Annotated in this window: 21 protein-coding genes; 3 read left to right on the top strand and 18 right to left on the bottom strand. The window is 70.9% G+C overall.

What is annotated here, in order from left to right; translation table 11 throughout:
• Window positions 1-63 precede the first annotated feature (63 nt).
• The 6 genes from ABT288_RS10110 to ABT288_RS10085 form a co-directional block, all read right to left on the bottom strand.
• Window positions 64-864: a maleylpyruvate isomerase family mycothiol-dependent enzyme gene (locus ABT288_RS10110; protein WP_351604667.1), complete on the bottom strand. Its 801-nt coding sequence runs from the start codon at window positions 862-864 to the stop codon at window positions 64-66.
• A 25-nt stretch (window positions 865-889) separates the two neighbouring features.
• Window positions 890-1909, bottom strand: a complete 1020-nt coding sequence (locus tag ABT288_RS10105) for an ABC transporter ATP-binding protein (RefSeq protein WP_351604666.1) — start codon at window positions 1907-1909, stop codon at window positions 890-892.
• A 28-nt stretch (window positions 1910-1937) separates the two neighbouring features.
• Window positions 1938-3539, bottom strand: a complete 1602-nt coding sequence (locus ABT288_RS10100; RefSeq protein WP_351604738.1) for an ABC transporter permease — start codon at window positions 3537-3539, stop codon at window positions 1938-1940.
• 44 nt (window positions 3540-3583) lie between these two features.
• Entirely contained in the window at window positions 3584-4660 is a 1077-nt protein-coding gene (locus ABT288_RS10095; RefSeq protein WP_351604665.1) for a thiamine ABC transporter substrate-binding protein, read from the bottom strand.
• 231 nt (window positions 4661-4891) lie between these two features.
• On the bottom strand, window positions 4892-5998 hold the full coding sequence (gene rlmN, locus ABT288_RS10090) for a dual-specificity RNA methyltransferase RlmN (protein ID WP_351604663.1): 1107 nt from the start codon (window positions 5996-5998) through the stop codon (window positions 4892-4894).
• A gap of 608 nt (window positions 5999-6606) precedes the next feature.
• On the bottom strand, window positions 6607-6897 hold the full coding sequence (locus ABT288_RS10085; RefSeq protein WP_351604661.1) for a hypothetical protein: 291 nt from the start codon (window positions 6895-6897) through the stop codon (window positions 6607-6609).
• A 248-nt stretch (window positions 6898-7145) separates the two neighbouring features.
• On the opposite strand from ABT288_RS10085, the gene ABT288_RS10080 reads away from it, so the two are divergent.
• Window positions 7146-7814 carry a hypothetical protein gene (locus ABT288_RS10080; protein WP_351604659.1) on the top strand — a complete coding sequence of 223 codons (669 nt, stop codon included), beginning with the start codon at window positions 7146-7148 and terminating at the stop codon, window positions 7812-7814.
• A gap of 199 nt (window positions 7815-8013) precedes the next feature.
• Here ABT288_RS10080 and ABT288_RS10075 read toward each other — a convergent pair whose 3' ends face one another.
• Entirely contained in the window at window positions 8014-8220 is a 207-nt protein-coding gene (locus ABT288_RS10075; protein ID WP_351604657.1) for a hypothetical protein, read from the bottom strand.
• A gap of 247 nt (window positions 8221-8467) precedes the next feature.
• On the opposite strand from ABT288_RS10075, the gene ABT288_RS10070 reads away from it, so the two are divergent.
• Window positions 8468-9121 carry a YceI family protein gene (locus ABT288_RS10070; protein ID WP_351604656.1) on the top strand — a complete coding sequence of 218 codons (654 nt, stop codon included), beginning with the start codon at window positions 8468-8470 and terminating at the stop codon, window positions 9119-9121.
• Between the two features lie 11 nt (window positions 9122-9132).
• On the opposite strand, the gene ABT288_RS10065 is transcribed toward ABT288_RS10070, so the two are convergent.
• From ABT288_RS10065 to rpsB, 6 genes are all read right to left on the bottom strand, one after another.
• Window positions 9133-9579, bottom strand: a complete 447-nt coding sequence (locus ABT288_RS10065) for an SRPBCC family protein (RefSeq protein ID WP_351604654.1) — start codon at window positions 9577-9579, stop codon at window positions 9133-9135.
• Between the two features lie 162 nt (window positions 9580-9741).
• Window positions 9742-10905, bottom strand: coding sequence for a phosphatidate cytidylyltransferase (locus ABT288_RS10060; protein WP_351604652.1), 1164 nt, complete (start codon window positions 10903-10905; stop codon window positions 9742-9744).
• Window positions 10905-11462 carry a ribosome recycling factor gene (gene frr / locus ABT288_RS10055; RefSeq protein ID WP_351604650.1) on the bottom strand — a complete coding sequence of 186 codons (558 nt, stop codon included), beginning with the start codon at window positions 11460-11462 and terminating at the stop codon, window positions 10905-10907. The genes ABT288_RS10060 and frr overlap by 1 nt, the downstream gene beginning before the upstream one ends.
• A gap of 174 nt (window positions 11463-11636) precedes the next feature.
• A complete protein-coding gene (pyrH, locus tag ABT288_RS10050; protein ID WP_351024516.1) occupies window positions 11637-12395 on the bottom strand; it encodes a UMP kinase in 759 nt (252 codons plus the stop codon).
• Between the two features lie 203 nt (window positions 12396-12598).
• A complete protein-coding gene (gene tsf, locus ABT288_RS10045; RefSeq protein ID WP_351604648.1) occupies window positions 12599-13435 on the bottom strand; it encodes a translation elongation factor Ts in 837 nt (278 codons plus the stop codon).
• A 182-nt stretch (window positions 13436-13617) separates the two neighbouring features.
• Window positions 13618-14505, bottom strand: coding sequence for a 30S ribosomal protein S2 (gene rpsB, locus ABT288_RS10040; protein WP_351604646.1), 888 nt, complete (start codon window positions 14503-14505; stop codon window positions 13618-13620).
• 273 nt (window positions 14506-14778) lie between these two features.
• On the opposite strand from rpsB, the gene ABT288_RS10035 reads away from it, so the two are divergent.
• Window positions 14779-15363, top strand: a complete 585-nt coding sequence (locus tag ABT288_RS10035; protein WP_351604644.1) for a murein hydrolase activator EnvC family protein — start codon at window positions 14779-14781, stop codon at window positions 15361-15363.
• A gap of 34 nt (window positions 15364-15397) precedes the next feature.
• On the opposite strand, the gene ABT288_RS10030 is transcribed toward ABT288_RS10035, so the two are convergent.
• The 5 genes from ABT288_RS10030 to ABT288_RS10010 form a co-directional block, all read right to left on the bottom strand.
• Window positions 15398-15955 carry a TetR/AcrR family transcriptional regulator gene (locus ABT288_RS10030; protein WP_351604736.1) on the bottom strand — a complete coding sequence of 186 codons (558 nt, stop codon included), beginning with the start codon at window positions 15953-15955 and terminating at the stop codon, window positions 15398-15400.
• Window positions 15956-16082: 127 nt separating this feature from the next.
• Window positions 16083-16925 carry an RNA polymerase sigma factor WhiG gene (whiG, locus tag ABT288_RS10025; protein ID WP_351604642.1) on the bottom strand — a complete coding sequence of 281 codons (843 nt, stop codon included), beginning with the start codon at window positions 16923-16925 and terminating at the stop codon, window positions 16083-16085.
• A 321-nt stretch (window positions 16926-17246) separates the two neighbouring features.
• On the bottom strand, window positions 17247-18407 hold the full coding sequence (dprA, locus tag ABT288_RS10020) for a DNA-processing protein DprA (protein ID WP_351604640.1): 1161 nt from the start codon (window positions 18405-18407) through the stop codon (window positions 17247-17249).
• Window positions 18404-20029, bottom strand: coding sequence for a YifB family Mg chelatase-like AAA ATPase (locus ABT288_RS10015; RefSeq protein WP_351604638.1), 1626 nt, complete (start codon window positions 20027-20029; stop codon window positions 18404-18406). The genes dprA and ABT288_RS10015 overlap by 4 nt, the downstream gene beginning before the upstream one ends.
• Window positions 20030-20392, bottom strand: coding sequence for a YraN family protein (locus ABT288_RS10010; RefSeq protein ID WP_351604636.1), 363 nt, complete (start codon window positions 20390-20392; stop codon window positions 20030-20032).
• Window positions 20393-20427 lie beyond the last annotated feature (35 nt).

The raw sequence follows: 20427 nt of genomic DNA, 5'->3' as shown, positions 1-20427 counted from the left end.
ACCTCCGCGGCCCGTCCCCCTATCCCCAGGGGACGGGCCGCGGTCGTACGCAGGCGCCCGCGCTCAGCCGAAGGTGGCCCGCGCCAGCCAGAAGTCGAGCGTGCCCCGATCGCCCAGGACCTCAAGGCCGGGGCTGTCCAGCGGCAGTCGGCGGTAGAAGGCGAGCAGCACCGAGGTGAGCGGGCCGCGCAGCGCGACCGTGGCCTTCTCGTGGCCGCGCCGCCAGCTGACGCCGTCCGGGCCGAACTCCAGCAGCCACTCGGCGTTCAGTGCCGGGTCGGCGTCGGTGGCGTGCAGATGGATGGAGCGGGCCGGGCCGTCCAGGCGCAGAGCCTCCTCATGGCCGCGGACCTGCTGGAGGAAGACACCGAAGTCCAGCCACTCGTCCATCGTGTCGACGGCGATCTCCGGCGCGAGTTCGTAGTCGAGCCCGGCGGCGAGGGTCGCGTCGGCGCGGTGGACAGTGATCTCGTGGGTCATCCGGCGCGCCCAGAACCCGGAGACGGCCCTCCCCGGGATGAAGCTCCACACCGCGGTGTCCGGGCCGGCCTCGCGCAACGCCGCGACGACCAGCTCACCGGCCTCCGCCAGCCACTTGTCGAGCGCCGCCGCGTCGCCCCGCTCCTCGGGCCCGGAACCGAGCGGCACCTGGTCGCGGGGGACACGTTCCTGCGCCCTGGTGCGCACGATCGTCTCGACCCACCGCAGGGCGCCGCCCATATGGCGTACGAGGTCCTCCAAGGACCAGTCGGGGCAGGTCGGCACGGTCGCGGACAGATCGGCGCCGGAGGCCACCACGGCCCTCAACTGCTCGACCTGCCGGGCGATTTCATCACAGTAGCGGTCATGCGCGAGCAAGGTCATGCCGCTCAGCCTAGAGGCACGGCGATCAATCGAGCACGACGATTTCGGCCGCGTCGAACTCCACGCCCACCGCGTCCCCGGCCTCGGGTGCCTCCCGCAGCGCGCACGCCGCCTCAAGGAGCGGCCCGTCCGCGGGCTGGAGGCGGACGGCCACATGGGTGCCCTTGAAGGTGCGCGCCGTCACCGTGCAGGGCAGACCGGCGTCGGCCGGCACGAGCCGTACCCCGGCCGGCCGGACCAGCAGCGTGCGGCTGCCCTGCGGGGAGCCGTCGGGGACCGGCAGCTTGCCCCAGGGGCTGTCGGCGGCCGTACCGGCGACGGTCGCCGGTACCACGTTGTCGAAGCCGAGGAAGCGGGCCACGAAGGCGTCGGCGGGCCGCTGCCACACCTGGAGCGGCGTGCCGGACTGCGCGATCCGCCCGTCCCGCATCACCACCACCCGGTCGGCCAGCGCGAACGCCTCGCCCTGGTCGTGGGTCACGGCGAGCACGGTGGTGCCCAACCGGCCGAACAGCTCCCGGAGTTCGGCCACCAGGCGTTCGCGCAGCGAGCGGTCGAGCTGACCGAGCGGCTCGTCCAGCATGAGCAGCCGGGGCCGGGGGGCGAGCGCCCTGGCGAGGGCCACGCGCTGCTGCTCGCCGCCGGACAGGGAGGCCACGGCCCGCCGGGCGGCCCCGGGCAGCCCGACCAGGTCCAGCAACCGCCCGACCTCGGTGTCCCGTCGGCCCTTGGCGACGCCGTGCATGCGCAGCCCGAACGCCACGTTCGCGCCGACGTCCCGCTGCGGGAAGAGCTGGTGGTCCTGGAACATCAGGCCGACGCCCCGCTTGTGAGCGGGCACGCCCGACTGGTCCCGGCCGTCGAGCAGGACCCGGCCGTCGGACAGGGGCTGGAGTCCGGCGACCGCCCGCAGCAGGGTCGACTTCCCGCTGCCGCTGGGGCCCAGCACACACACCACCTCGTGCTCGGCGACGTCGAGACCGACCGCGTCGAGCACGGCCCGCCCGCCGAAGCGCACGGTCGCGGCATCGAGGCTCAGCAGCATCGAGAACTCCCCGGTCCGGTCAGCAGCATCAGAACTCCCCCGTCCGGTCGGTGCGCAGCCGCTCCAGGATGAGCAGCGCGGCGGCGCACACCACCATCAGAATGGTCGAAAGGGCCATCGCCTGGCCGTAGTTGAGGTCTCCGGGGCGGCTGAGCAGCCGGGCCACGGCGACCGGAAGCGTCGGGTTGTCGGGACGGGCGATGAACACGGTCGCCCCGAACTCGCCGAGCGAGACGGCGAACGCGAACCCGGCCGCGACCAGCAGCGCCCGCCGCACCATCGGCAGATCGACCTCCCGCCACACCCGCCAGGGCGAGGCCCCGAGCACGGCGGCGGCCTCCCGGAGGCGTGCGTCCACCGCGCGCAGCACGGGCAGCATGGTCCGTACGACGAAGGGTGCGCCGACCAGCGCCTGGGCGAGCGGGACGAGGATCCAGGACTGTCTGAGGTCCAGCGGCGGCTTGTCGAGGGCGATCAGGAACCCGAAGCCGACGGTCACGGCGGAGACGCCCAGCGGCAGCATCAGCAGCGCGTCGAAACCCCGGACCAGCCGTCCGGCGTCCCGGCGGGCCAGTGCGGCGGCGGCGAGACCTCCGATCACGACGGCGATGGCGGTGGCGGCGACGGCGTACTGCAACGAGGTCCACACCGCGTGCACGGGCGCCACCAGGAACGTACCGCCGTCGGCGTTGGTCAGGGCCCGGTAGTAGCCGAAGCCCGGGGCGTCCAGGGAGCGGCGGACGAGGACGGCGAGGGGCAGGACGAGCAGCAGGGCGACGGTGACGAGGACGCCGGCGAGCAGGGCCCACTGCCCGGTGCCCCGCGGGCGGCGGGCGGTCGCCCCGGGGTCGACCAGCCGCAGCGCGGTCTCCCGGCGCCGTACCGTCCAGGCGTGCACGGCGAGGATCGCGCCGACGGCGGCGAACTGGACGAGGGTGAGGACGGCGGCCGTGGAGAGGTCGAAGACCTCGGAGGTCTGCCGGTAGATCTCCACTTCGAGGGTGGAGAAGGTGGGGCCGCCGAGGATCTGGACGACACCGAAGGAGGTGAAGGTGAACAGGAACACCATCAGCGCGGCGGCGGCCACGGCGGGCCCGAGGGCCGGGAGGGTGACCTTCCGCCAGGCACCGAACGGAGACGCGCCCAGCATGCGGGCGGCCTCCTCCTGCCGGGGGTCGAGCTGGGACCACAGCCCGCCCACCGTCCGTACGACGACCGCGTAGTTGAAGAAGACGTGGGCCAGCAGGATCGCCCACACCGTGGTGTCCAGCCGTACGCCCCACAGCTCGTCCAGCAGCCCGCCGTGCCCGACCAGGGCGAGGAACGCGCTGCCGGCGACGACGGTCGGCAGCACGAACGGGACGGTGACGACGGCCCGCAGGACCTGCTTGCCGGGGAAGTCGAGACGGGCGAAGACGTACGCGGCGGGCAGCGCGAGCAGCAGGGTGAGCGCGGTGGAGGCGAGTGCCTGCCAGGTGGTGAACCACAGCACGTGCCGGATGTCCGGCTGCGTGACCACGTCCGCGATCCGCCCCAGCTGCCAGGCGCCGTCGACCTTCAGCCCGCGCGCGACGATCGCGGCCACGGGCCAGGCGAAGAACAGCGCGAAGAACGCGACGGGCAGGGCCATCAGCCCGAGCCGCGCCGCGCTCCCCGTACGGGCCTTCCGGTCCGCTACTTCAGTACGAGCGAGGTCCACGACTTGACCCACTGGTCACGGTTGGCGGCGATCTTGCCGGGGGCCATGGTCTCGGGGTGCTCGGCGGCCTTGCCGTACTCGGTGAACTCGGCGGGCACCTTCGCCCCGTCGACCACTGGGTAGACGTACATGTTCAGCGGCATGTCCTCCTGGAACTCCTTGGAGACCAGGAAGTCGATGAACGCCTTGGCACCCTTGGGGTTCCGGGCGTTGCCGAGCAGCCCGGCGAACTCGATCTGCCGGAAGCAGGTGCCGTACGACACTCCGGTCGGGGCGGTGCTGGGCCGCTTCTTGGCGTAGATGACCTCGGCGGGCGGGGAGGAGGCGTACGACACGACGAGCGGCCGGTCCCCGCCGGCCTTCCTGCCCTCCGACGAACCGGAGAACTCCTGGTAGTAGGCCTGCTCCCAGCCGTCGACGACCTTGACGCCGTTGGCCTTGAGCTTCTTCCAGTAGTCCTGCCAGCCGTTGTCCCCGAACTGGGCGGCGCTGCCCAGCAGGAAGCCGAGGCCGGGCGAGGAGGTGGCGGCGTTCTCGGTGACGAGGAGGTTCCTGTACGCGGGCTTGGCGAGGTCGGCGAAGGTCTGCGGCGGAGTCAGACGGTGGTCGGCGAAGTACTTCTTGTCGTAGTTGACGCAGATGTCGCCGTAGTCGACCGGTGTGACCCGGTGCTTGTCCTTGTCGAGCTGGTAGGCGGCACCGGTCTTGTCGAGGCCCTTGGCGGTGTACGGCTGGAAGAGGCCGTTGTCGAGGGCGCGGGACAGCAGGGTGTTGTCGACGCCGAAGAAGACGTCGCCCTGCGGGTTGTCCTTGGTGAGGATCGCCTTGTTGACGGCCTGCCCGGCGTCGCCGTCCTTGAGGACGTGGACCTTGTACCCGGTCTTCTTCTCGAAGTCCTGGAGCACGTTCTTGGACACGGCCCACGAGTCGTGGCTGACGAGCGTCACGTTCCTGGAGTCCGCCGACGACTTGGCGTCGCCGCCGGAACCGCACGCGGACAGCGCGATCAGGCCGAGCCCGACCGCCACGGCCACGAAGGTCTTGTTCTGCACTGGATGTCCTCCTGGGGTTGGCCAGGAAGAGACGCGGCCCCGCCCGGGCCTTTCGGGGAAAGGACCCGGGCAGGGCGCAACAGCTTGAGTGATGACCGAACTCCCTACCCAGAATGACCTGGGCGAGGTTCAGAGGGTCTGCGGCCCTGTCCGCCGCACTCTCAGCGCTGTGGCGCTCCCCTGTCGGAATATGAAGGTGTCTGGATAGGAAGATATGTGGACCGGCCCAGATTACCGCTCGGTGGCCGCGAGCTGACCACAGGCTCCGTCGATCTCCTGGCCACGGGTGTCCCGGATGGTGACGGGCACACCGTGCGCGGCGATGGCCTCGACGAAGGCCTTCTCGTCCTCGGGCCGCGAGGCGGTCCACTTGGAGCCCGGCGTCGGGTTGAGCGGGATGAGATTGACGTGCACGGGCTTGCCCTTGAGCAGCCGGCCGAGCCGGTCCCCCCGCCACGCCTGGTCATTGATGTCGCGGATGAGCGCGTACTCGATGGACAGCCGGCGCCCGCTCTTCTCGACGTACTCGAACCCGGCGTCGAGCACCTCGCGCACCTTCCAGCGGGTGTTGACGGGGACGAGGGTGTCACGCAGCTCGTCGTCGGGGGCGTGCAGGGAGATCGCGAGCCGGCACTTGAAGCCCTCGTCGGCGAACCGGTGGATGGCCGGCACGAGCCCGACGGTGGACACGGTGATGCCCCGCTGGGACAGCCCCAGCCCGTCCGGAGCCGGATCGGTCAGCGCCCGAATGGCACCCACGACCCGCTTGTAGTTGGCGAGCGGCTCGCCCATGCCCATGAAGACGATGTTGGAGAGCCGGGCAGGCCCGCCGGGCACCTCACCGTCCCGCAGCGCCCGCATCCCGTCCACGATCTGGTGGACGATCTCGGCGGTGGACAGATTCCGGTCGAGCCCCGCCTGCCCGGTCGCACAGAACGGGCAGTTCATCCCGCACCCCGCCTGCGAGCTGATGCACATGGTGACCCGGTCCGGGTACCGCATCAGCACCGACTCCACGAGCGTCCCGTCGAACAGCCGCCACAGCGTCTTACGGGTGGTTCCCTGGTCGGTCGACAGATGCCGCACGACGGTCATCAGCTCGGGGAACAGTGCGTCCTGGAGCTTGGCCCGCGATCCGGCGGGGATGTCGGTCCACTCCTCCGGGTCGTGCGCGTACCGCGCGAAGTAGTGCTGCGAGAGCTGCTTGGCACGGAACGGCTTCTCACCGATCTCGGCCACCGCGTCCTTGCGCTCGGCGGGTGTGAGGTCGGCAAGATGCCGCGGCGGCTTCTGAGCACCGCGCGGGGCGACGAAAGTGAGTTCTCCGGGCTTAGGCATGGCTGTACCAGTGTCGCAGATCCACATGGGTGACCTGGGGGCCGTGGGCCGCTACGAGTGTCGGTAGTAGTCGTAGCTGGTTGTAGCTGGTCGTGACTGATCGGCATCGGACGCCCCTGACGAAGGCCCCGAGGGCCGGGAGCTCATCCCGTGCGGCATGGCCGTGATCTCGGCCGGCGCTACGGCGTTCGGCACGCCGTCGGACCACTGGCTGAGCGAGCATTGTGGTCATGCGTCTTGACGAACTGAACCCTGGCGAGCGCCAGTTGTGGAACCGCTTCGCGCAGGGGGGCGCCGTCGACGTCCGCCGCGGGGCGTCATCGGAGGAGCCGACCGTAAGGGCCGAGGTCATCGCAGCGCTCCTGCTCGGCGCCGGCGACGAGTCCGCCCCAGGGGACCGGCCGGCGCTGCGTCTGACCGGGGCCCGCATCACAGGCCTCTTGGATGTGCGCTTTGCGGAGGTCCTGATGCCGGTCGTCCTGGCAGACTGCAGCTTCGACGCGGTGCCACTGTTGCACGGAGCCAGGATCCACGAGGTGGTCCTCACCGGATGTGCGCTGCCGGGGCTCGATGCCGGTATGGCCCAGATCGACGGCAGGCTGGTGCTGTCACGGTGCCGCCTGAACGGCCCGCTGCTGCTCACCCGGGCCCAGATCCACGGTGATGTCGACCTGAGACAGACAGTGATCAAGGCGCCGGACACCGAGGCGATATCCGCCGTCCATCTGCGCGCCGGTGGCGACATGCTGTGCAGGAACCTGGACGTCGAGGGCGGGCTCCGCATGTCCGGCGCCTCCGTCTCCGGTGAGCTCGACCTCGAGGGCGCCACCCTCAGCAACCCGGGGGGTCACGCCCTGGATGCCTACCACGTCCAGGTCACCGAGGACTTCACCTTCCATCCAGGCTTCACCGCCGAGGGACGGATCATCCTCTCCGGCGCCACAGTCGGCGCGGCGATCGGCTTTTGCGGGGCCCGGCTGTGCAACTCGGGCGATATCGCCCTGGAGGCCGTCGACGTCAGCGTGAACCGCAACTTCGACCTCGGTGAGGGGCTCAGCGTGGAAGGCGGCATCAAACTCGACGGCAGCCGCATCGGTACCCGGCTCAGCTTCCGCGACGCCATCGTTGCAAATCCGGGGGCACCGCCGTGTCCCTGCGCCTGGCCCAGGCCCGGGAATCCGACCTGCGCACTCGGCAGCCGATCGACGGCACTGTTGACGCGAGCAGCGCCCACCTGGGCACCTTGTACGACGCCCCGGACTCCTGGCCTGCTGATCTCCGACTCGCCGAGACCGTCTACGACAGCCTCGCCACCCCGCTCACAGCCCCCGAGCGCCTCGACTGGCTCCGACGCGGCACTGACGGGTATGTCCCGCAGCCGTATGAGCAACTCGCAACTTCATACCGCCGCCTGGGCCACGAGGACGAAGCACGCACGGTCCTCCTTGCCAAACAACGCCACCGCCGCGCCGCCCTTCCGCTCCACCGCCGCCTGTGGGGCCACATCCAGGACGCGACTGTCGGCTACGGCTACCGGCCCCTCCGCGCGGCCCTGTGGCTCCTGGCGCTGCTTGCCATCGGCACCCTCTTCTTCACGCAGCGCCCGCCGGTACCGCTCGAAGCGGGCAAGACCCCACCGTTCAACGCCCTCTTCTACACGGTGGACGTGCTGCTCCCGATCGCCAGCTTCGGTCAGGGAGCCGCCTTCGCGGCCCGCGGCACCGGTCAATGGCTGGCCTACGGTCTGACCGCCGCCGGCTGGATCCTCGCCACCACCGTCGCTGCCGGAATCTCTCGGGCGATCAGCCGCCAGTGACCCTCCAGATGACGACTCGCACGCGCACCGGGCTACCCAGGTCCAGGAAGGCCGTGGATCGCGTGCTTCCGCCAAGGCCATGTGAGCCTGACGGCCCAGAGACGGCCCGGTGATCCACACCAGGCCCCCTGTCCGCGCCGAAAGCGCCGAGGACGGCTCAGCCGGGCGTGGCTGAGCCGCTCCTCGTCCGATGTGCCGATCAGATGCAGGGGACGTTGGCGAAACCCGGGTAATAGAAGCGCCCGGCCGGACCAGCGCTGTGGATGCAGAGGTCGAAGCCGGGACTCTGGGGCTTCGGGTTCTCGGTGGCGGCGGTCGCGGTCGGAGCGACGAAGAGGGCCGCCCCAAGGATCATTACCGCCACCGCCGATTTCTTGCCCGGCATGCGCCTCCGGGATGTCTTCATTGCCGCCCTCCTTCGGGCCGAGACGGGAGCGCCGCGCGGTTCACAGGGCGACAGTTCGGCGCTCACTGTTCCGGCTATCGTCATATGCCGCAGACATATCGTCAACACCCTGAATCGGGGCATTTCGGTGAGGGGGGTCGTCACTCCTGTGAGAGCTCCGGCGGGCTGTGAAGTTCTGCTGACGAACGGTCGGGTTTCCTGGTCGGACCTTGTCGCGCCCCTCGGCCTGGCGTTACCCACATGAACCATGAACCTTTTCGGCCGCAACTCCTCCCACCGGCGCGCGCAGCCCTCCGCCGCCGCTCCCGTGGCGACCGCCGCGCCGGTGGCCCGTGCCACCGCCGTTCTGCCCGCCCCCGAGCTCGCGGGCCTCACCGGCGAGTGGCTGATCGATCCCGCGCACAGCAGGATCGGGTTCTCCGTGCGGCATGCGATGGTGACGACGGTGCGGGGCGCCTTCACCGAGTACGAGAGCCGCCTCCACTTCGACGGCCGCGACCCGGCCCGCTCCCGGGCCGACATCGTGCTGTACACGGCCAGCGTCGACACGGGTGTCGAGCAGCGCGACGCGCACCTGATCGGCCGGCAGTTCCTGGACGCCGGGGCGCATCCGCGGATGACCTTCACCAGCACGGCCGTGCGGCTCGTGGGCGAGGACGTCTACCGGATGACCGGCGATCTCACGATCAAGGACACCACCCGCCCCGTCGACCTGGAACTCACCTACATCGGTCATGTCGTCGACGCGTTCGGTGACGAGCGAGTCGGTTTCGACGGCACCACCACCATCAACCGCTCCGACTGGGGGCTGGCCTACGACGCCCGGCTGGCCCAGGGCGGGGCCATGGTGAGCGAGAAGGTCCGCCTCCAGTTCGACATCGCCGCCATCCGGGCCACCTGAGGACCGTCCGGCTAGGCGGCGGTGTGCTCCAGCCGCTCCTTGAGCAGCCGCTCGTTCTCCGGCAGCTCCCTGCGGACCTGGGGGCGTACGACGAGGGGGATCAGCACCCTGCCGAGGCCATGGCCCTCGAAGTCCAGGTCCATGGTCACACGGGTACGGCCGTCGGGGAGCGGGGTGACCTCGCCGTGGACCCTTCCCCGGACCGGACCGTCGGTGCCCTGCATGCTCCATGAGCGCGGCGGCTCGAACTCGGTGACCCGCATGGTCAGCGGGACGTCGCGGCGGCCGACGTGGCGGGTGATCCGGATCCGGGACCCGAGTCCGAAGGGGCTGTCGTCGAGCTGCTCGACCGACACCGCGCTCTTCTGCCACTCCGGCAGGTGGGACGGGTCGCTGAGATACGCCCAGACCTCGCCGGAAGACCGGTCGACGTCGATCTCTTCATGGAAGGCGGACATGAAGCCCTCCTTTTCCGGATAGGGGGCTTATATCCAGCATCGTCCCACCTCGAGGGCCGTACGACCAATGCCGAAGGCCCCCGTCCTCGGACAGGACGGGGGCCCGGAAGCCGTACGCGCACACCACCGGCGCCGCGGGAAGCAAGCCCTGCGACACAGACCTCACGCGGAGCCGACGAACACCACCAGCAGCAACCACACCACCGGCGCCGTAGGGAGCAAGGAGTCGAGGCGGTCCATGATGCCCCCGTGGCCGGGGAGCAAGGTGCCCATGTCCTTGATGCCCAGGTCGCGCTTGATCATGGATTCGCCGAGGTCGCCCAGCGTGGCGCTGGCCGCCACCGCGAGGCCCAGCAGCAGGCCCTGCCACCAGGTGCCGTCGTCGATCAGGAACTGCATGCACAGCGCGCCGGCGACCATCGCGAACAGCACCGCGCCCGCCAGGCCCTCGCGGGTCTTGCCGGGGCTGATGCGCGGGGCCAGCTTGTGCCTGCCGAACCGCCAGCCGACCGCGTAGGCGCCGGTGTCGCTGACGACCGTCAGGAGCAGGAAGGTGAGGACCCGCCACGGGCCGTCGGACGCGGTGAGCATCATCGCTACGAACGTGGCCAGGAACGGCACGTAGAACGCCGCGAAGACGCCCGCCGTGACGTCCTTGAGATAGCCCTCCGGCGACTCCGTCATGCGCCAGACCAGCACCGCCAGCGCGGTCAACGCCATCGCGACCCACGCGCCCTCGGCGCCGCGCACGTACCCCGCGACCACCATCGCCGCACCGCCGACCGCCAGCGGCACCAGCGGCGCCTTGATCTCCTTGCGCTCCCGCAGCCTGCTGGTCAGCTCCCACAGGCCGACGACGACGGCGACCGCGATCACGCCGACGAAGACGGCCTTCTTGATGAACAGGGAGGCGACGATCACCACACCGAGCCCGACCCCGACGCCTATGGCCGCGCTCAGGTCACGGCCCGCGCTCTTCTTCTGCGGCGCTGGCGCCGGCTGGTGGGCGTCGGGCATGGGCTCCGGATTCTGGTTCTCGGCCGGCAGGGTGCGGACCTGCGGGTGCTCGGGGCGGAACTCGTCCTGGAATTCCTGGAACAAGGGGCCGCCCCGCCGGCCGGTCCCCCGGACACCGTCCCGGCCCGAGCCGTACGCGGGTTCGTCGGGCACGATGGGCATGGGGCGAGTCTGGTGCGCCTCAGGCGCATCGTACGCGGGACCCGCCGGTACGGCCCCCGGGACGGGCTGGGCAGGCCCGCCCTCGGCGGGCCCCCAGTACCCGGCCTGGCCCACCGATGGCGGCGCCCCCCAGGAAGAGTCGCTCATCAGACTTCGAGCAGCTCCGCTTCCTTGTGCTTCAGGAGCTCGTCCACCTGGGCAACGTACTTCGCCGTGGTGTCGTCGAGGTCCTTCTCCGCACGGCGGCCCTCGTCCTCGCCGATCTCGCCGTCCTTGATCAGCTTGTCGATGGCGTCCTTGGCCTTGCGGCGCACGGAGCGGATCGAGATCTTCGCGTCCTCGCCCTTGCCCTTGGCGACCTTGATGTACTCGCGGCGGCGCTCCTCGGTCAGCTCGGGGAACACCACCCGGATGATGTTGCCGTCGTTGCTGGGGTTGACGCCCAGGTCGGAGTCGCGGATCGCCTGCTCGATGTTGCGCAGCGCGCTCTTGTCGAACGGGGTCACGACCGCCATGCGCGGCTCCGGCACGGAGAACGAGGCCAGCTGGTTGATCGGCGTCGGGGCACCGTAGTAGTCGGCCACGATCTTGTTGAACATCGCCGGGTGCGCACGGCCGGTGCGGATCGCGGCGAAGTCCTCCTTGGCGACCACGACGGCCTTCTCCATCTTCTCCTCGGCCTCGAGGAGGGTCTCTTCGATCACCACTTGCTCCTGCGTGTCTTGAGTAAGGCCCGGCTGCGGTTCCTCTGGCGGGCGGCGGCCGGCTGCGTCGCGTCTTCTTCCTGCACGGTTCCCGACCGGCAGGACATTGTCCATCCCCCGGCCAGGGTCAGGCCCCCTTACGGACCGCGCGCCACCGGCCGGGTTGATGCCGGGTCAGTCCCGGCTGCCCTGGTCACCCACCAGCGTGCCGATCTTCTCACCCTTGACGGCACGGGCGATATTGCCTTCCGCGAGGAGTTCGAAGACGAGGATCGGGAGCTTGTTGTCGCGGCACAGCGTGATGGCGGTGGCGTCGGCGACCTTGAGGTCGCGGGTGATGACCTCGCCGTAGCCGAGGGCGTCGAACTTGACGGCGTCCGGGTTGGTCTTGGGGTCGGAGTCGTAGACCCCGTCCACACCGTTCTTGCCCATGAGCAGCGCCTCGGCGTCGATCTCCAGGGCGCGCTGGGCGGCGGTGGTGTCGGTGGAGAAGTACGGCATGCCCATACCGGCGCCGAAGATGACCACGCGGCCCTTCTCCAGGTGGCGCACGGCGCGCAGCGGGATGTACGGCTCGGCGACCTGGCCCATGGTGATGGCGGTCTGCACCCGGCTGTCGATGCCCTCCTTCTCCAGGAAGTCCTGGAGGGCGAGGCAGTTCATCACGGTGCCGAGCATGCCCATGTAGTCGGAGCGGGCACGGTCCATGCCGCGCTGCTGAAGTTCGGCGCCGCGGAAGAAGTTGCCGCCGCCGATGACGACCGCGATCTGCGCGCCGTCACGGACGACGGCCGCGATCTCCCGGGCGATCTTGTGCACCACGTCCGGGTCCACGCCCAGGCCCCCGCCACCGGAGAACGCCTCTCCGGACAGCTTCAGCAGAAACCGGCCGCGTACTTTGCCGTCGTCGCTCTTCTGGGCCTTGGTGGTCATCGGGATCCCGCCTCTTTCACGTGTTGCACATACGAAGAAGGCCATTGCCGGTGGGGTCGCTTTTCGCTCCCATGCGCGGCAATGGCCTCCTCGTCAGATCTGCTGCCGTCCGCCCCACGCCGGGGTGTGGCGGTGTGCGCGGACGACTGCTGTCGACCCTATCGAGAATTTCCCGCGGGTCGCGCGTCGATCGCGGAACGGGCTCAGATGCCGACCTTGATGCGCGAGAAGCGCTTCAGGGTGACACCGGCCTCGTCCAGCACCTTCTGGACCGACTTCTTGTTGTCGAGGGCGTACGGCTGGCCGAGCAGCGTGGCGTCCTTGAAGAAGCCGTTGAGGCGACCCTCGACGATCTTGGCGATCGCGGCCTCGGGCTTGCCCTCGGCGCGGGTGGTCTCCTCGGCGATGCGGCGCTCGGACTCGACGACGTCGGCCGGCACCTCCTCCTTGGAGAGGTACTTCGGCGCGAAGGCGGCGATGTGCTGGGCGACGCCCTTGGCGACCTCGGCGTTCGGCTTGTCGAGCTCGACCAGGACACCGATCTGAGGGGGCAGGTCGGGCATGGTGCGGTGCATGTAGGCGAGCACGAAGCCGTCGGAGAACTGCGCGAAGCGGTCCAGGACGATCTTCTCGCCGAGGTTGGCGTTGGCCTCGTCCACGAACGCCTGGACGGTCTTGCCGGGCTCGATCTCGGAGGCGAGCAGCGCCTCGAGGTCGGCCGGGGAGGTCGCGGCGACGTGCTCGGCGATCTTCTTGGCGACGGCCTGGAACTTCTCGCCCTTGGCGACGAAGTCGGTCTCGCACTTCAGCTCGACCAGGACGCCGGAGGAGTTGTCGTCGGCGATGATGGAGACCACGGCGCCGTTCTCGGCGGAGCGGCCCTCGCGCTTGGCGACGCCCTTCTGGCCCTTGATGCGCAGCGCCTCGACGGCCTTGTCGACGTTGCCCTCGGCCTCGTCCAGCGCCTTCTTGCAGTCCATCATGCCGGCGCCGGTGAGCTCACGGAGCTTCTTGACGTCGGCGGCGGTGTAGTTCGCCATGAGTCTGTGAGTCTTTCTCGAAGTCTGGAGATCTTGAGATCCGCACGGTTGCTCTCCACATGTAGCCGTGGAGCGCGTACGTCGTGCCGACCTACGGGTGAACAGCGGGGGTGGACTTCACCGCGCCGAAGGCGCTGTCCGGTGCAGTACCGCCCCCGCTGTCGAACGCTGACGGACCGGCGTCAGGCCTGCTCGCCCTCGGCGGCCTTCTCCTCGGCCGGAGCGGCCTCGGCGGGCGCGGCCTCGGCGGGCGCGGCCTCGGCAGTCGGAGCCTCGGCGGCCGGAGCCTCGTCCTTCTTCTCACCCTCGAGCAGGTCGCGCTCCCACTCGGCGAGCGGCTCGCCGGCGGCCTTCTCGCCCTTCTCGCCGGTGGCGACGCCGGAGCGGGCGATGAGGCCCTCGGCGACGGCGTCGGCGATCACACGGGTGAGCAGGGTGACGGAGCGGATCGCGTCGTCGTTGCCCGGGATCTTGTAGTCGACCTCGTCGGGGTCGCAGTTGGTGTCGAGGATCGCGACGACCGGGATGTTCAGCTTCCGGGCCTCACCGACGGCGATGTGCTCCTTCTTGGTGTCCACGATCCAGACGGCGCTGGGCACCTTCTGCATCTCGCGGATACCACCGAGGGTCTTCTCCAGCTTGGCCTTCTCGCGCGAGAGCACGAGAAGCTCCTTCTTGGTCAGACCGGACGCGGCGACGTCCTCGAAGTCGATCTGCTCGAGCTCCTTCAGGCGCTGCAGACGCTTGTAGACGGTCGAGAAGTTGGTGAGCATGCCGCCCAGCCAGCGCTGGTTGACGTAGGGCATGCCGACGCGGGTGGCCTGCTCGGCGATGGCCTCCTGCGCCTGCTTCTTGGTGCCGACGAACATGACCGTGCCGCCGTGGGCGACGGTCTCCTTGACGAACTCGTAGGCGCGGTCGATGTACGACAGCGACTGGAGCAGGTCGATGATGTAGATGCCGTTGCGCTCGGTGAAGATGAAGCGCTTCATCTTCGGGTTCCAGCGACGGGTCTGGTGACCGAAGTGGACGCCGCTCTCCAGCAGCTCCCGCATCGTGACGACGGCCATGGCCGTATCTCCTTGAGTTTCTCGGTTGTGCCGCGGGGGCCGGACGGCTCCCGCGCCTGACGCCCGCGACGCGCCTTGCCGCGAAGGACCGAGAGGCGCTGACACCGACCGCTTGACGGCCTGGTGTCGGGGCGTGCGAAGTCGACCCGGTGACCCGGATCGCCAGAAGAAGTGTACGGGACCGCCGGGGCACCGGGTGACGCCGCTGTCCACAACCGGTGAGTTGTCCACAGTGTCCGGCCGTGATCGGCGGGGGTGCGGGACGGTTGCCGCATGCGAGAAGCGATGCGACATGTCCTGCTGGCGGTGGGTCTGCTCCTCGGCCTGGCGCCGGCCGCCCTGGCGCCCTGCCGTTCCTGGGCGGACACTCCACCCTTGGCCCCCGCACCACCTCCTCCGGCCCCGGTCCCGGCCGTCGCGCGCACCTGGCCGGTGGGCGTCCGGCCCCCGGTGTTACGGGGCTGGGAGCCACCGGCGACGGTGTACGGCCCCGGTCACCGCGGCGTCGACCTGGGGGCGCCGGCGGGCTCCCCGGTACGGGCGGTCGCACCCGGCCGGGTGTCCTTCGCGGGCCGGGTGGCCGGGCGCGGGGTCGTCTCCGTCGACCTGACGGGCACAGATCTTCGTACGACGTATGAGCCGGTGACCGCGTTGGTGCGAAAGGGGGACGAGGTGAGGGCGGGAGAGGCGGTGGGCACGGTGGAGGCGACGGGCTCCCACTGCGCCGCCACATGCGTCCACTGGGGCCTGCTCCGCGGAAAGACCTACCTGGACCCGCTGTCGTTGCTGCCGCCGTGGCTTCTGCACAGGGGGCCGCCGAGACTGCTGCCGGTGCTGGGGGTACCGCTGCCGTCGTAGCTGCCTGGCGGCACCCGCCCGGCGGCAGACGGCGTCAGCCCCTCACACCCCGGAGCGCCATGGCGACCGCGGCGTCCGTCACCACCGCGGGATCCTCCGCGGCACCGAGCTCGATCCGCCGCACCGCCGCGTCCACCACCCCCTGCAGCAGCATCGCCGCCAGCCGGGGCTGCTCGTGCCCCATCTCCTCGAGCGCCTCTGCGATCATCGCGACGAGCCCGCCGTGCGCCGCCCGGATCTTCTCCCGCGCCCCGGCGTCCAGCTCACTCGCGGAGATGGCGACGACCGCCCGGTGCCGCCGGTCCCCGACCAGTGCCAGCTGCTGCCGCACATACGCCTCGACCTTGCCCTCGGCGGACGCGGCCCGCTCCATCGCGGCCGCCACCTCCGCCGCCCACAGCGGAAAGTCGACCTCGCACAGCTCCTCGACCACCGCGGCCCGCGACCGGAAGTACTCGTACACGGACGACCGCGCCAGCCCGGTCCGCTCGGCCAGCGCGGGGAACGTCAGCGCTTCCGTCCCGCCCTCGGACAGCAACGACCGGGCCGCGTCCAGCAGGGCGGCTCGCTGCATCGACCGGTGCTCGGCCACGGAGGCCGCTCGAATCCTTGGCACGTCAACCACTTTACGGACGCCCCCACCCGAACGGGAGCCGCTCGCCCTCATGGCGCCGGCCGCACCACCCGAACCACCGATACGGTCACCCGGCCCCGCGCGCTCAGCGCCCGAAGCTCGCCAGCTTGGCCCGCAGCTGCAGCACCGACTTGGTGTGGATCTGGCTGACCCTGCTCTCGGTGACCCCGAGGACGTTGCCGATCTCGGCGAGGGTGAGCCCTTCGTAGTAGTACAGCGTGACCACGGTCTTCTCCCGCTCGGGCAGCGTGTTGATCGCCCGTGCCAGGAAGCGGCGCAGCTCCCGGTCCTCGGCGACCTCCACGGGGTTGTCCGCGGCGGTGTCCTCCAGCGTGTCCATGAGGCTGAGCCGGTCCCCGCCCTCGCTGCCGACGTGCAGCAGCTCCTCCAGCGCGACCACGTTGGCCAGCGACAACTGGCTGAACACGGCGTGGAGTTCGTCGACCTCCATGCCCAGCTCGGTGGCGACCTCGCCCTCGGACGGGGTGCGCCGCAGCCGCGCCTCCAGGGTGGCGTAGGCCCGCTCCACGTTCCGTGCCTTCTGCCGCACCGACCTCGGGATCCAGTCCAGCGCCCGCAGCTCGTCGATCATCGCGCCCCGGATCCGGGTGATCGCGTACGTCTCGAACTTGATCTCCCGGTCGATGTCGAACTTCTCGATGGCGTCGATCAGCCCGAAGACGCCGGAGGAGACGAAGTCGGCCTGCTCGACGTTGGGCGGCAGGCCGACGCTCACCCGGCCCGCGACGTATTTCACGAGCGGCGAGTAGTGCAGGATCAGCTGTTCCCGCAGCCGGTCGTCCCCCGTCGCCTTGTACGACCGCCACAGCTCGTCGAGCGTCGAGGGAGCGGGCGGCCGCACGCTGCCACCGTCGCGGGCGGCTGGGGGGATCGCCGCCCGGTCTGACCCGGAGGTGTGCTGGGGCATTCGTCGCCTTGTGCCGTTCTGCCGTGAAGTGCTGTGAAGTGCTCTGAGTGGGACGGGGTGGGGGTCGGTGGGGGGAAGTGGGCTACCTGGGTGAGCTGTCGGTCTGGTGTCGAGTTGGCGCGATCTGTGTCGGCGCCTTCGTGAGCGTAGCGTGACTGAGGTGTCGCGGTGTGCGAACAGTGCGGCTCCACCCGTGCGCGGGGCGCTCCCGCCGGTCTCGCGCGCGGGTTTCCCGGCTCGCTCTGCGTGACCGGCGGGGGCGTCAACTCCTGGAAACCTCAAGGGCGTCGGAGGTTCCCCCGGACGGCCGAACACGTTCGGTCAACACGGACCGTGACCGGTGCGGACCGACATCACCGCCTGGCGTGTCAACTTCCAGCCAACGCCATGTCGTTCGACGTATCCAAGTGCTCGGAGTTCGTACAGTTTCGCGATCGCCTCGTCCCCGGTGGTCGGCACACCGAGCGCGATCTCCTCGACGGTGGCCGCGCGGTTGCCGGGCAGGGCGGCGAGAACGGCCCGGGAGGCGGGTTCCAGCAGGTCACGCGGGAGCACGGGACCCCTGCGGGGTGGGGCGAGCTCACCCATGTCACCCACGAGTTCGATGACTTCCGCGGCGTCGGTGACCAGGGCGGCCTCTCCGCGCAGCAGTTCGTGGACGCCGGCGGAGAGTGCGCTGGTGACGGGGCCGGGGACCCCCATGGTGAACCGCCCGAGGCGCCCCGCCGCCCGCGCCGTGGCCAGCGAGCCGCTGCGGCAGGCGGCCTCCACGACGACGGTGCCCCTGGTCAGCGCGGCGATGACGCGGTTGCGGAGGATGAACCGGCTGGGCGTCGGATGGTCGCCCGGGGGCAACTCGCCCACGACCAGTCCCTGTTCCGCGATCCGGCTGATCAGGGCGGCGTGGCCGCGGGGGTACGGCCGGTCGACGCCGCAGGCCAGGACGGCGACGGTGGCTCCGCGAGCGGCGAGGGCGCCTCGGTGGGCGGCGCCGTCGATGCCGTACGCGCCGCCCGAGACCACCACCCAGCCCCGCTCGGCGAGGCCTCCGGCGAGCGTGGCGGCGACATGGGTGCCGTACTCGGTGCAGGCCCGCGCGCCCACCACGGCGACGGACCTGAGCGCCCACATCCGCAGGCTGGGCCGCCCGCGCACCCACAGCCCGATCGGCCGGGCATCCCCCAGGTCATCGAGCTGCCCGGGCCACTCGGCGTCCCCGGGCACCACGAACCGCGCCCCCGCCTCCCCGGCCACAGCGAGATCCCGCTCGGGCCGGGCCCGCCGGGCCCGGGCCACCAGCCCGGCCCACCGCAGCTCACTCACCCCCGGCAGGGCCGGCATCTCCTCCTTCAGCCGCCGCACCACCTCCCCCGCCCCGAACTTCCGGACCCACCGCCCGCCGACCTCGTCCCCCGGTTCGATCACCCGACAGAGAAAGACCCGCCCGAGCAGTTCGTCTGCGGGGTCCTCGGCGGTGGTCATGTCAGCGCCCCGATGGCCATCGGCACCCCTCGCGGCACTCCGGTGCGCAGTTGCAGGGCCAGGGCCACGTCGGTGGCGTCCGGGCGGTCGTGGCCGGCCAGGTCGGCGACCGTCCAGGCGACGCGCAGGACCCGGTCGATGCCCCGGGCCGTGAGCACACCTCGCTCGAGGTTGCGCTCGGCCTCGTCCATCGCGCCGGCGACGGGGTGGTAGCGACTGCGCAGTTCACGGCCGGGGACCTCGCTGTTGGTGCGCCAGGGGGTTCCGGCCAGGCGGGCCGCCGCGCGCTCACGGGCCTGGCGTACCCGCCCGGCCACGGCCGCCGTGGACTCGCCCCGGGCGCCGGGTTCGGTGAGCTGGGCCCGGGTGACCGGATCGACCTCGACACGCAGGTCCACCCGGTCCAGCAGCGGACCGGAGAGCCGGGACTGGTAACGGCGGATCGCCGACGGCGGGCACTCGCACAGGGAGTCGCGTTGCGAGAAGCGTCCGCAGGGGCAGGGGTTGGCCGCCAGCACCATGAGGAAGCGGGCCGGGAAGCGGACGACGCCCGCGCTGCGTGCGATCACGACGTGGCCCGACTCCAGCGGCTGTCGCAGGGCGTCCAGGGTCTGGCCGTGGAACTCGGGCGCCTCGTCCAGGAACAGCACACCGCGATGGGCGAGGGAGACCGCTCCCGGGCGTGCGATGCCGGGGCCTCCGCCGACCAGCGACTGCATCGTGGCCGAGTGGTGCGGGGCGCAGTAGGGCGCCACGTCGATGAGCGGCTTGCCCGGTGGCAGCAGCCCGGCCACCGAGTGCACCGCCGTGACCTCCAGTGATTCCTCCCTGGTCAGCCGGGGAAGGACGGCGGGCAGCCGCTCGGCGAGCATGGTCTTGCCCGCCCCGGGCGGCCCCTCGAGGAAGAGGTGGTGTCCACCGGCGGCGGCCACCTCCGCGGCCGTACGGGCCGAGGTCTGGCCCACGACGTCCGCCAGGTCGTGATCGTGTTCGTGCTGTGCGGCGCCGGCACTGTGCATGCCGGTGGCCGCACCCGCGCCCGGCACGCGCAGACCGGCCAGGAGGGGGTCGGGGCGGCCTTGCTCGTCGGGTTCCTCCTCGGGGACGGGCTCCTCGGTGAGGACCGCGACGAGCTGGCGCAGGCTGCGGACGCCGAGCACGGAGACGCCGGGGACCAGCGAGGCCTCGGCGGCGGCGCACTCGGGTACGACCACCTGCTCGTAGCCTGCGTCGGCGGCGGCGAGGACGGCCGGGAGAATGCCGCGGACCGGCCGGACCCGGCCGTCCAGGCCCAGCTCCCCGATCATGACGATGTCCGCGAGGACACGCGGATCGATCCGCTCGGCGGCGCCGAGCACCGCGCAGGCTACGGCCAGGTCGAAGCCCGAGCCGGCTTTGGGCACCGATGCCGGGCTGAGTCCGACGGTGAGCTTCTTCTGCGGCCACTCGCCGCCCGAGTTCACCACCGCCGCCCTGACCCGGTCCCTGCTCTCCGTCAGGCTCTTGTCCGGGAGGCCGACCAGGGTGAAGGCGGCGACGCCGGGTTCCAGGTCGGCCTGGACCTCGACGACCACGCCCTCGACGCCGACCAGGGCCACGGAGCAGGTGCGGGCGAACCCCATTCAGGCCACCCCCCGCGCGTGCTCGACGGAGGGGGCGCCGCGGTGGGGCAGCAGGACGCCGATCAGGTCGATGCGGACGCCGCCCGGCGGTGCCCCTCCGTGGGCCTGGATCCAGTGCTCGGCCAGCGCGCGCAGCCTGGCCGCCTTCTCGGGAGTCACCGCGGCCATGGGGTGTTCGTAGCCGCTGCCCCTGCGGGTCTTCACCTCGCAGACGACGAGCGCGTCACCGTCGCGCGCGACGATGTCGATCTCGCCCGAACGGCCGCAGCGCCAGTTGCGCCCCAGGATCGTCATTCCGGCCTCGGCGAGCCGCCGGGCGGCCAGGTCCTCGCCGTACTTGCCCAGTGCCTCTCGTGCGTTCATGTCGGCACCACCTCCGGCGCCAACAGTCACGCATC

Origin of the sequence: Streptomyces sp. NPDC001093 (assembly GCF_040298985.1) — a bacterium.
Taxonomy (GTDB): Bacteria; Actinomycetota; Actinomycetes; order Streptomycetales; family Streptomycetaceae; genus Streptomyces.
The sequence above is the reverse complement of the archived record's forward strand: the minus strand, read 5'-3'. Positions and strand labels throughout refer to the sequence as shown.

What these genes read in the sequence shown, in the direction of transcription:
- ABT288_RS10035 (WP_351604644.1), top strand. Translation starts at nt 14,779, where the DNA reads ATGCGAGAAGCGATGCGACATGTCCTGCTGGCGGTGGGTCTGCTCCTC.
- ABT288_RS10100 (WP_351604738.1), bottom strand. Translation starts at nt 3,539, where the DNA reads ATGGCCCTGCCCGTCGCGTTCTTCGCGCTGTTCTTCGCCTGGCCCGTG.
- dprA (WP_351604640.1), bottom strand. Translation starts at nt 18,407, where the DNA reads ATGACCACCGCCGAGGACCCCGCAGACGAACTGCTCGGGCGGGTCTTT.
- rpsB (WP_351604646.1), bottom strand. Translation starts at nt 14,505, where the DNA reads ATGGCCGTCGTCACGATGCGGGAGCTGCTGGAGAGCGGCGTCCACTTC.
- ABT288_RS10015 (WP_351604638.1), bottom strand. Translation starts at nt 20,029, where the DNA reads ATGGGGTTCGCCCGCACCTGCTCCGTGGCCCTGGTCGGCGTCGAGGGC.
- whiG (WP_351604642.1), bottom strand. Translation starts at nt 16,925, where the DNA reads ATGCCCCAGCACACCTCCGGGTCAGACCGGGCGGCGATCCCCCCAGCC.
- ABT288_RS10010 (WP_351604636.1), bottom strand. Translation starts at nt 20,392, where the DNA reads ATGAACGCACGAGAGGCACTGGGCAAGTACGGCGAGGACCTGGCCGCC.
- rlmN (WP_351604663.1), bottom strand. Translation starts at nt 5,998, where the DNA reads ATGCCTAAGCCCGGAGAACTCACTTTCGTCGCCCCGCGCGGTGCTCAG.
- ABT288_RS10085 (WP_351604661.1), bottom strand. Translation starts at nt 6,897, where the DNA reads ATGGAAGGTGAAGTCCTCGGTGACCTGGACGTGGTAGGCATCCAGGGC.
- tsf (WP_351604648.1), bottom strand. Translation starts at nt 13,435, where the DNA reads ATGGCGAACTACACCGCCGCCGACGTCAAGAAGCTCCGTGAGCTCACC.
- pyrH (WP_351024516.1), bottom strand. Translation starts at nt 12,395, where the DNA reads ATGACCACCAAGGCCCAGAAGAGCGACGACGGCAAAGTACGCGGCCGG.
- ABT288_RS10105 (WP_351604666.1), bottom strand. Translation starts at nt 1,909, where the DNA reads ATGCTGCTGAGCCTCGATGCCGCGACCGTGCGCTTCGGCGGGCGGGCC.
- ABT288_RS10070 (WP_351604656.1), top strand. Translation starts at nt 8,468, where the DNA reads ATGAACCTTTTCGGCCGCAACTCCTCCCACCGGCGCGCGCAGCCCTCC.
- ABT288_RS10065 (WP_351604654.1), bottom strand. Translation starts at nt 9,579, where the DNA reads ATGTCCGCCTTCCATGAAGAGATCGACGTCGACCGGTCTTCCGGCGAG.
- ABT288_RS10075 (WP_351604657.1), bottom strand. Translation starts at nt 8,220, where the DNA reads ATGAAGACATCCCGGAGGCGCATGCCGGGCAAGAAATCGGCGGTGGCG.
- ABT288_RS10110 (WP_351604667.1), bottom strand. Translation starts at nt 864, where the DNA reads ATGACCTTGCTCGCGCATGACCGCTACTGTGATGAAATCGCCCGGCAG.
- ABT288_RS10060 (WP_351604652.1), bottom strand. Translation starts at nt 10,905, where the DNA reads ATGAGCGACTCTTCCTGGGGGGCGCCGCCATCGGTGGGCCAGGCCGGG.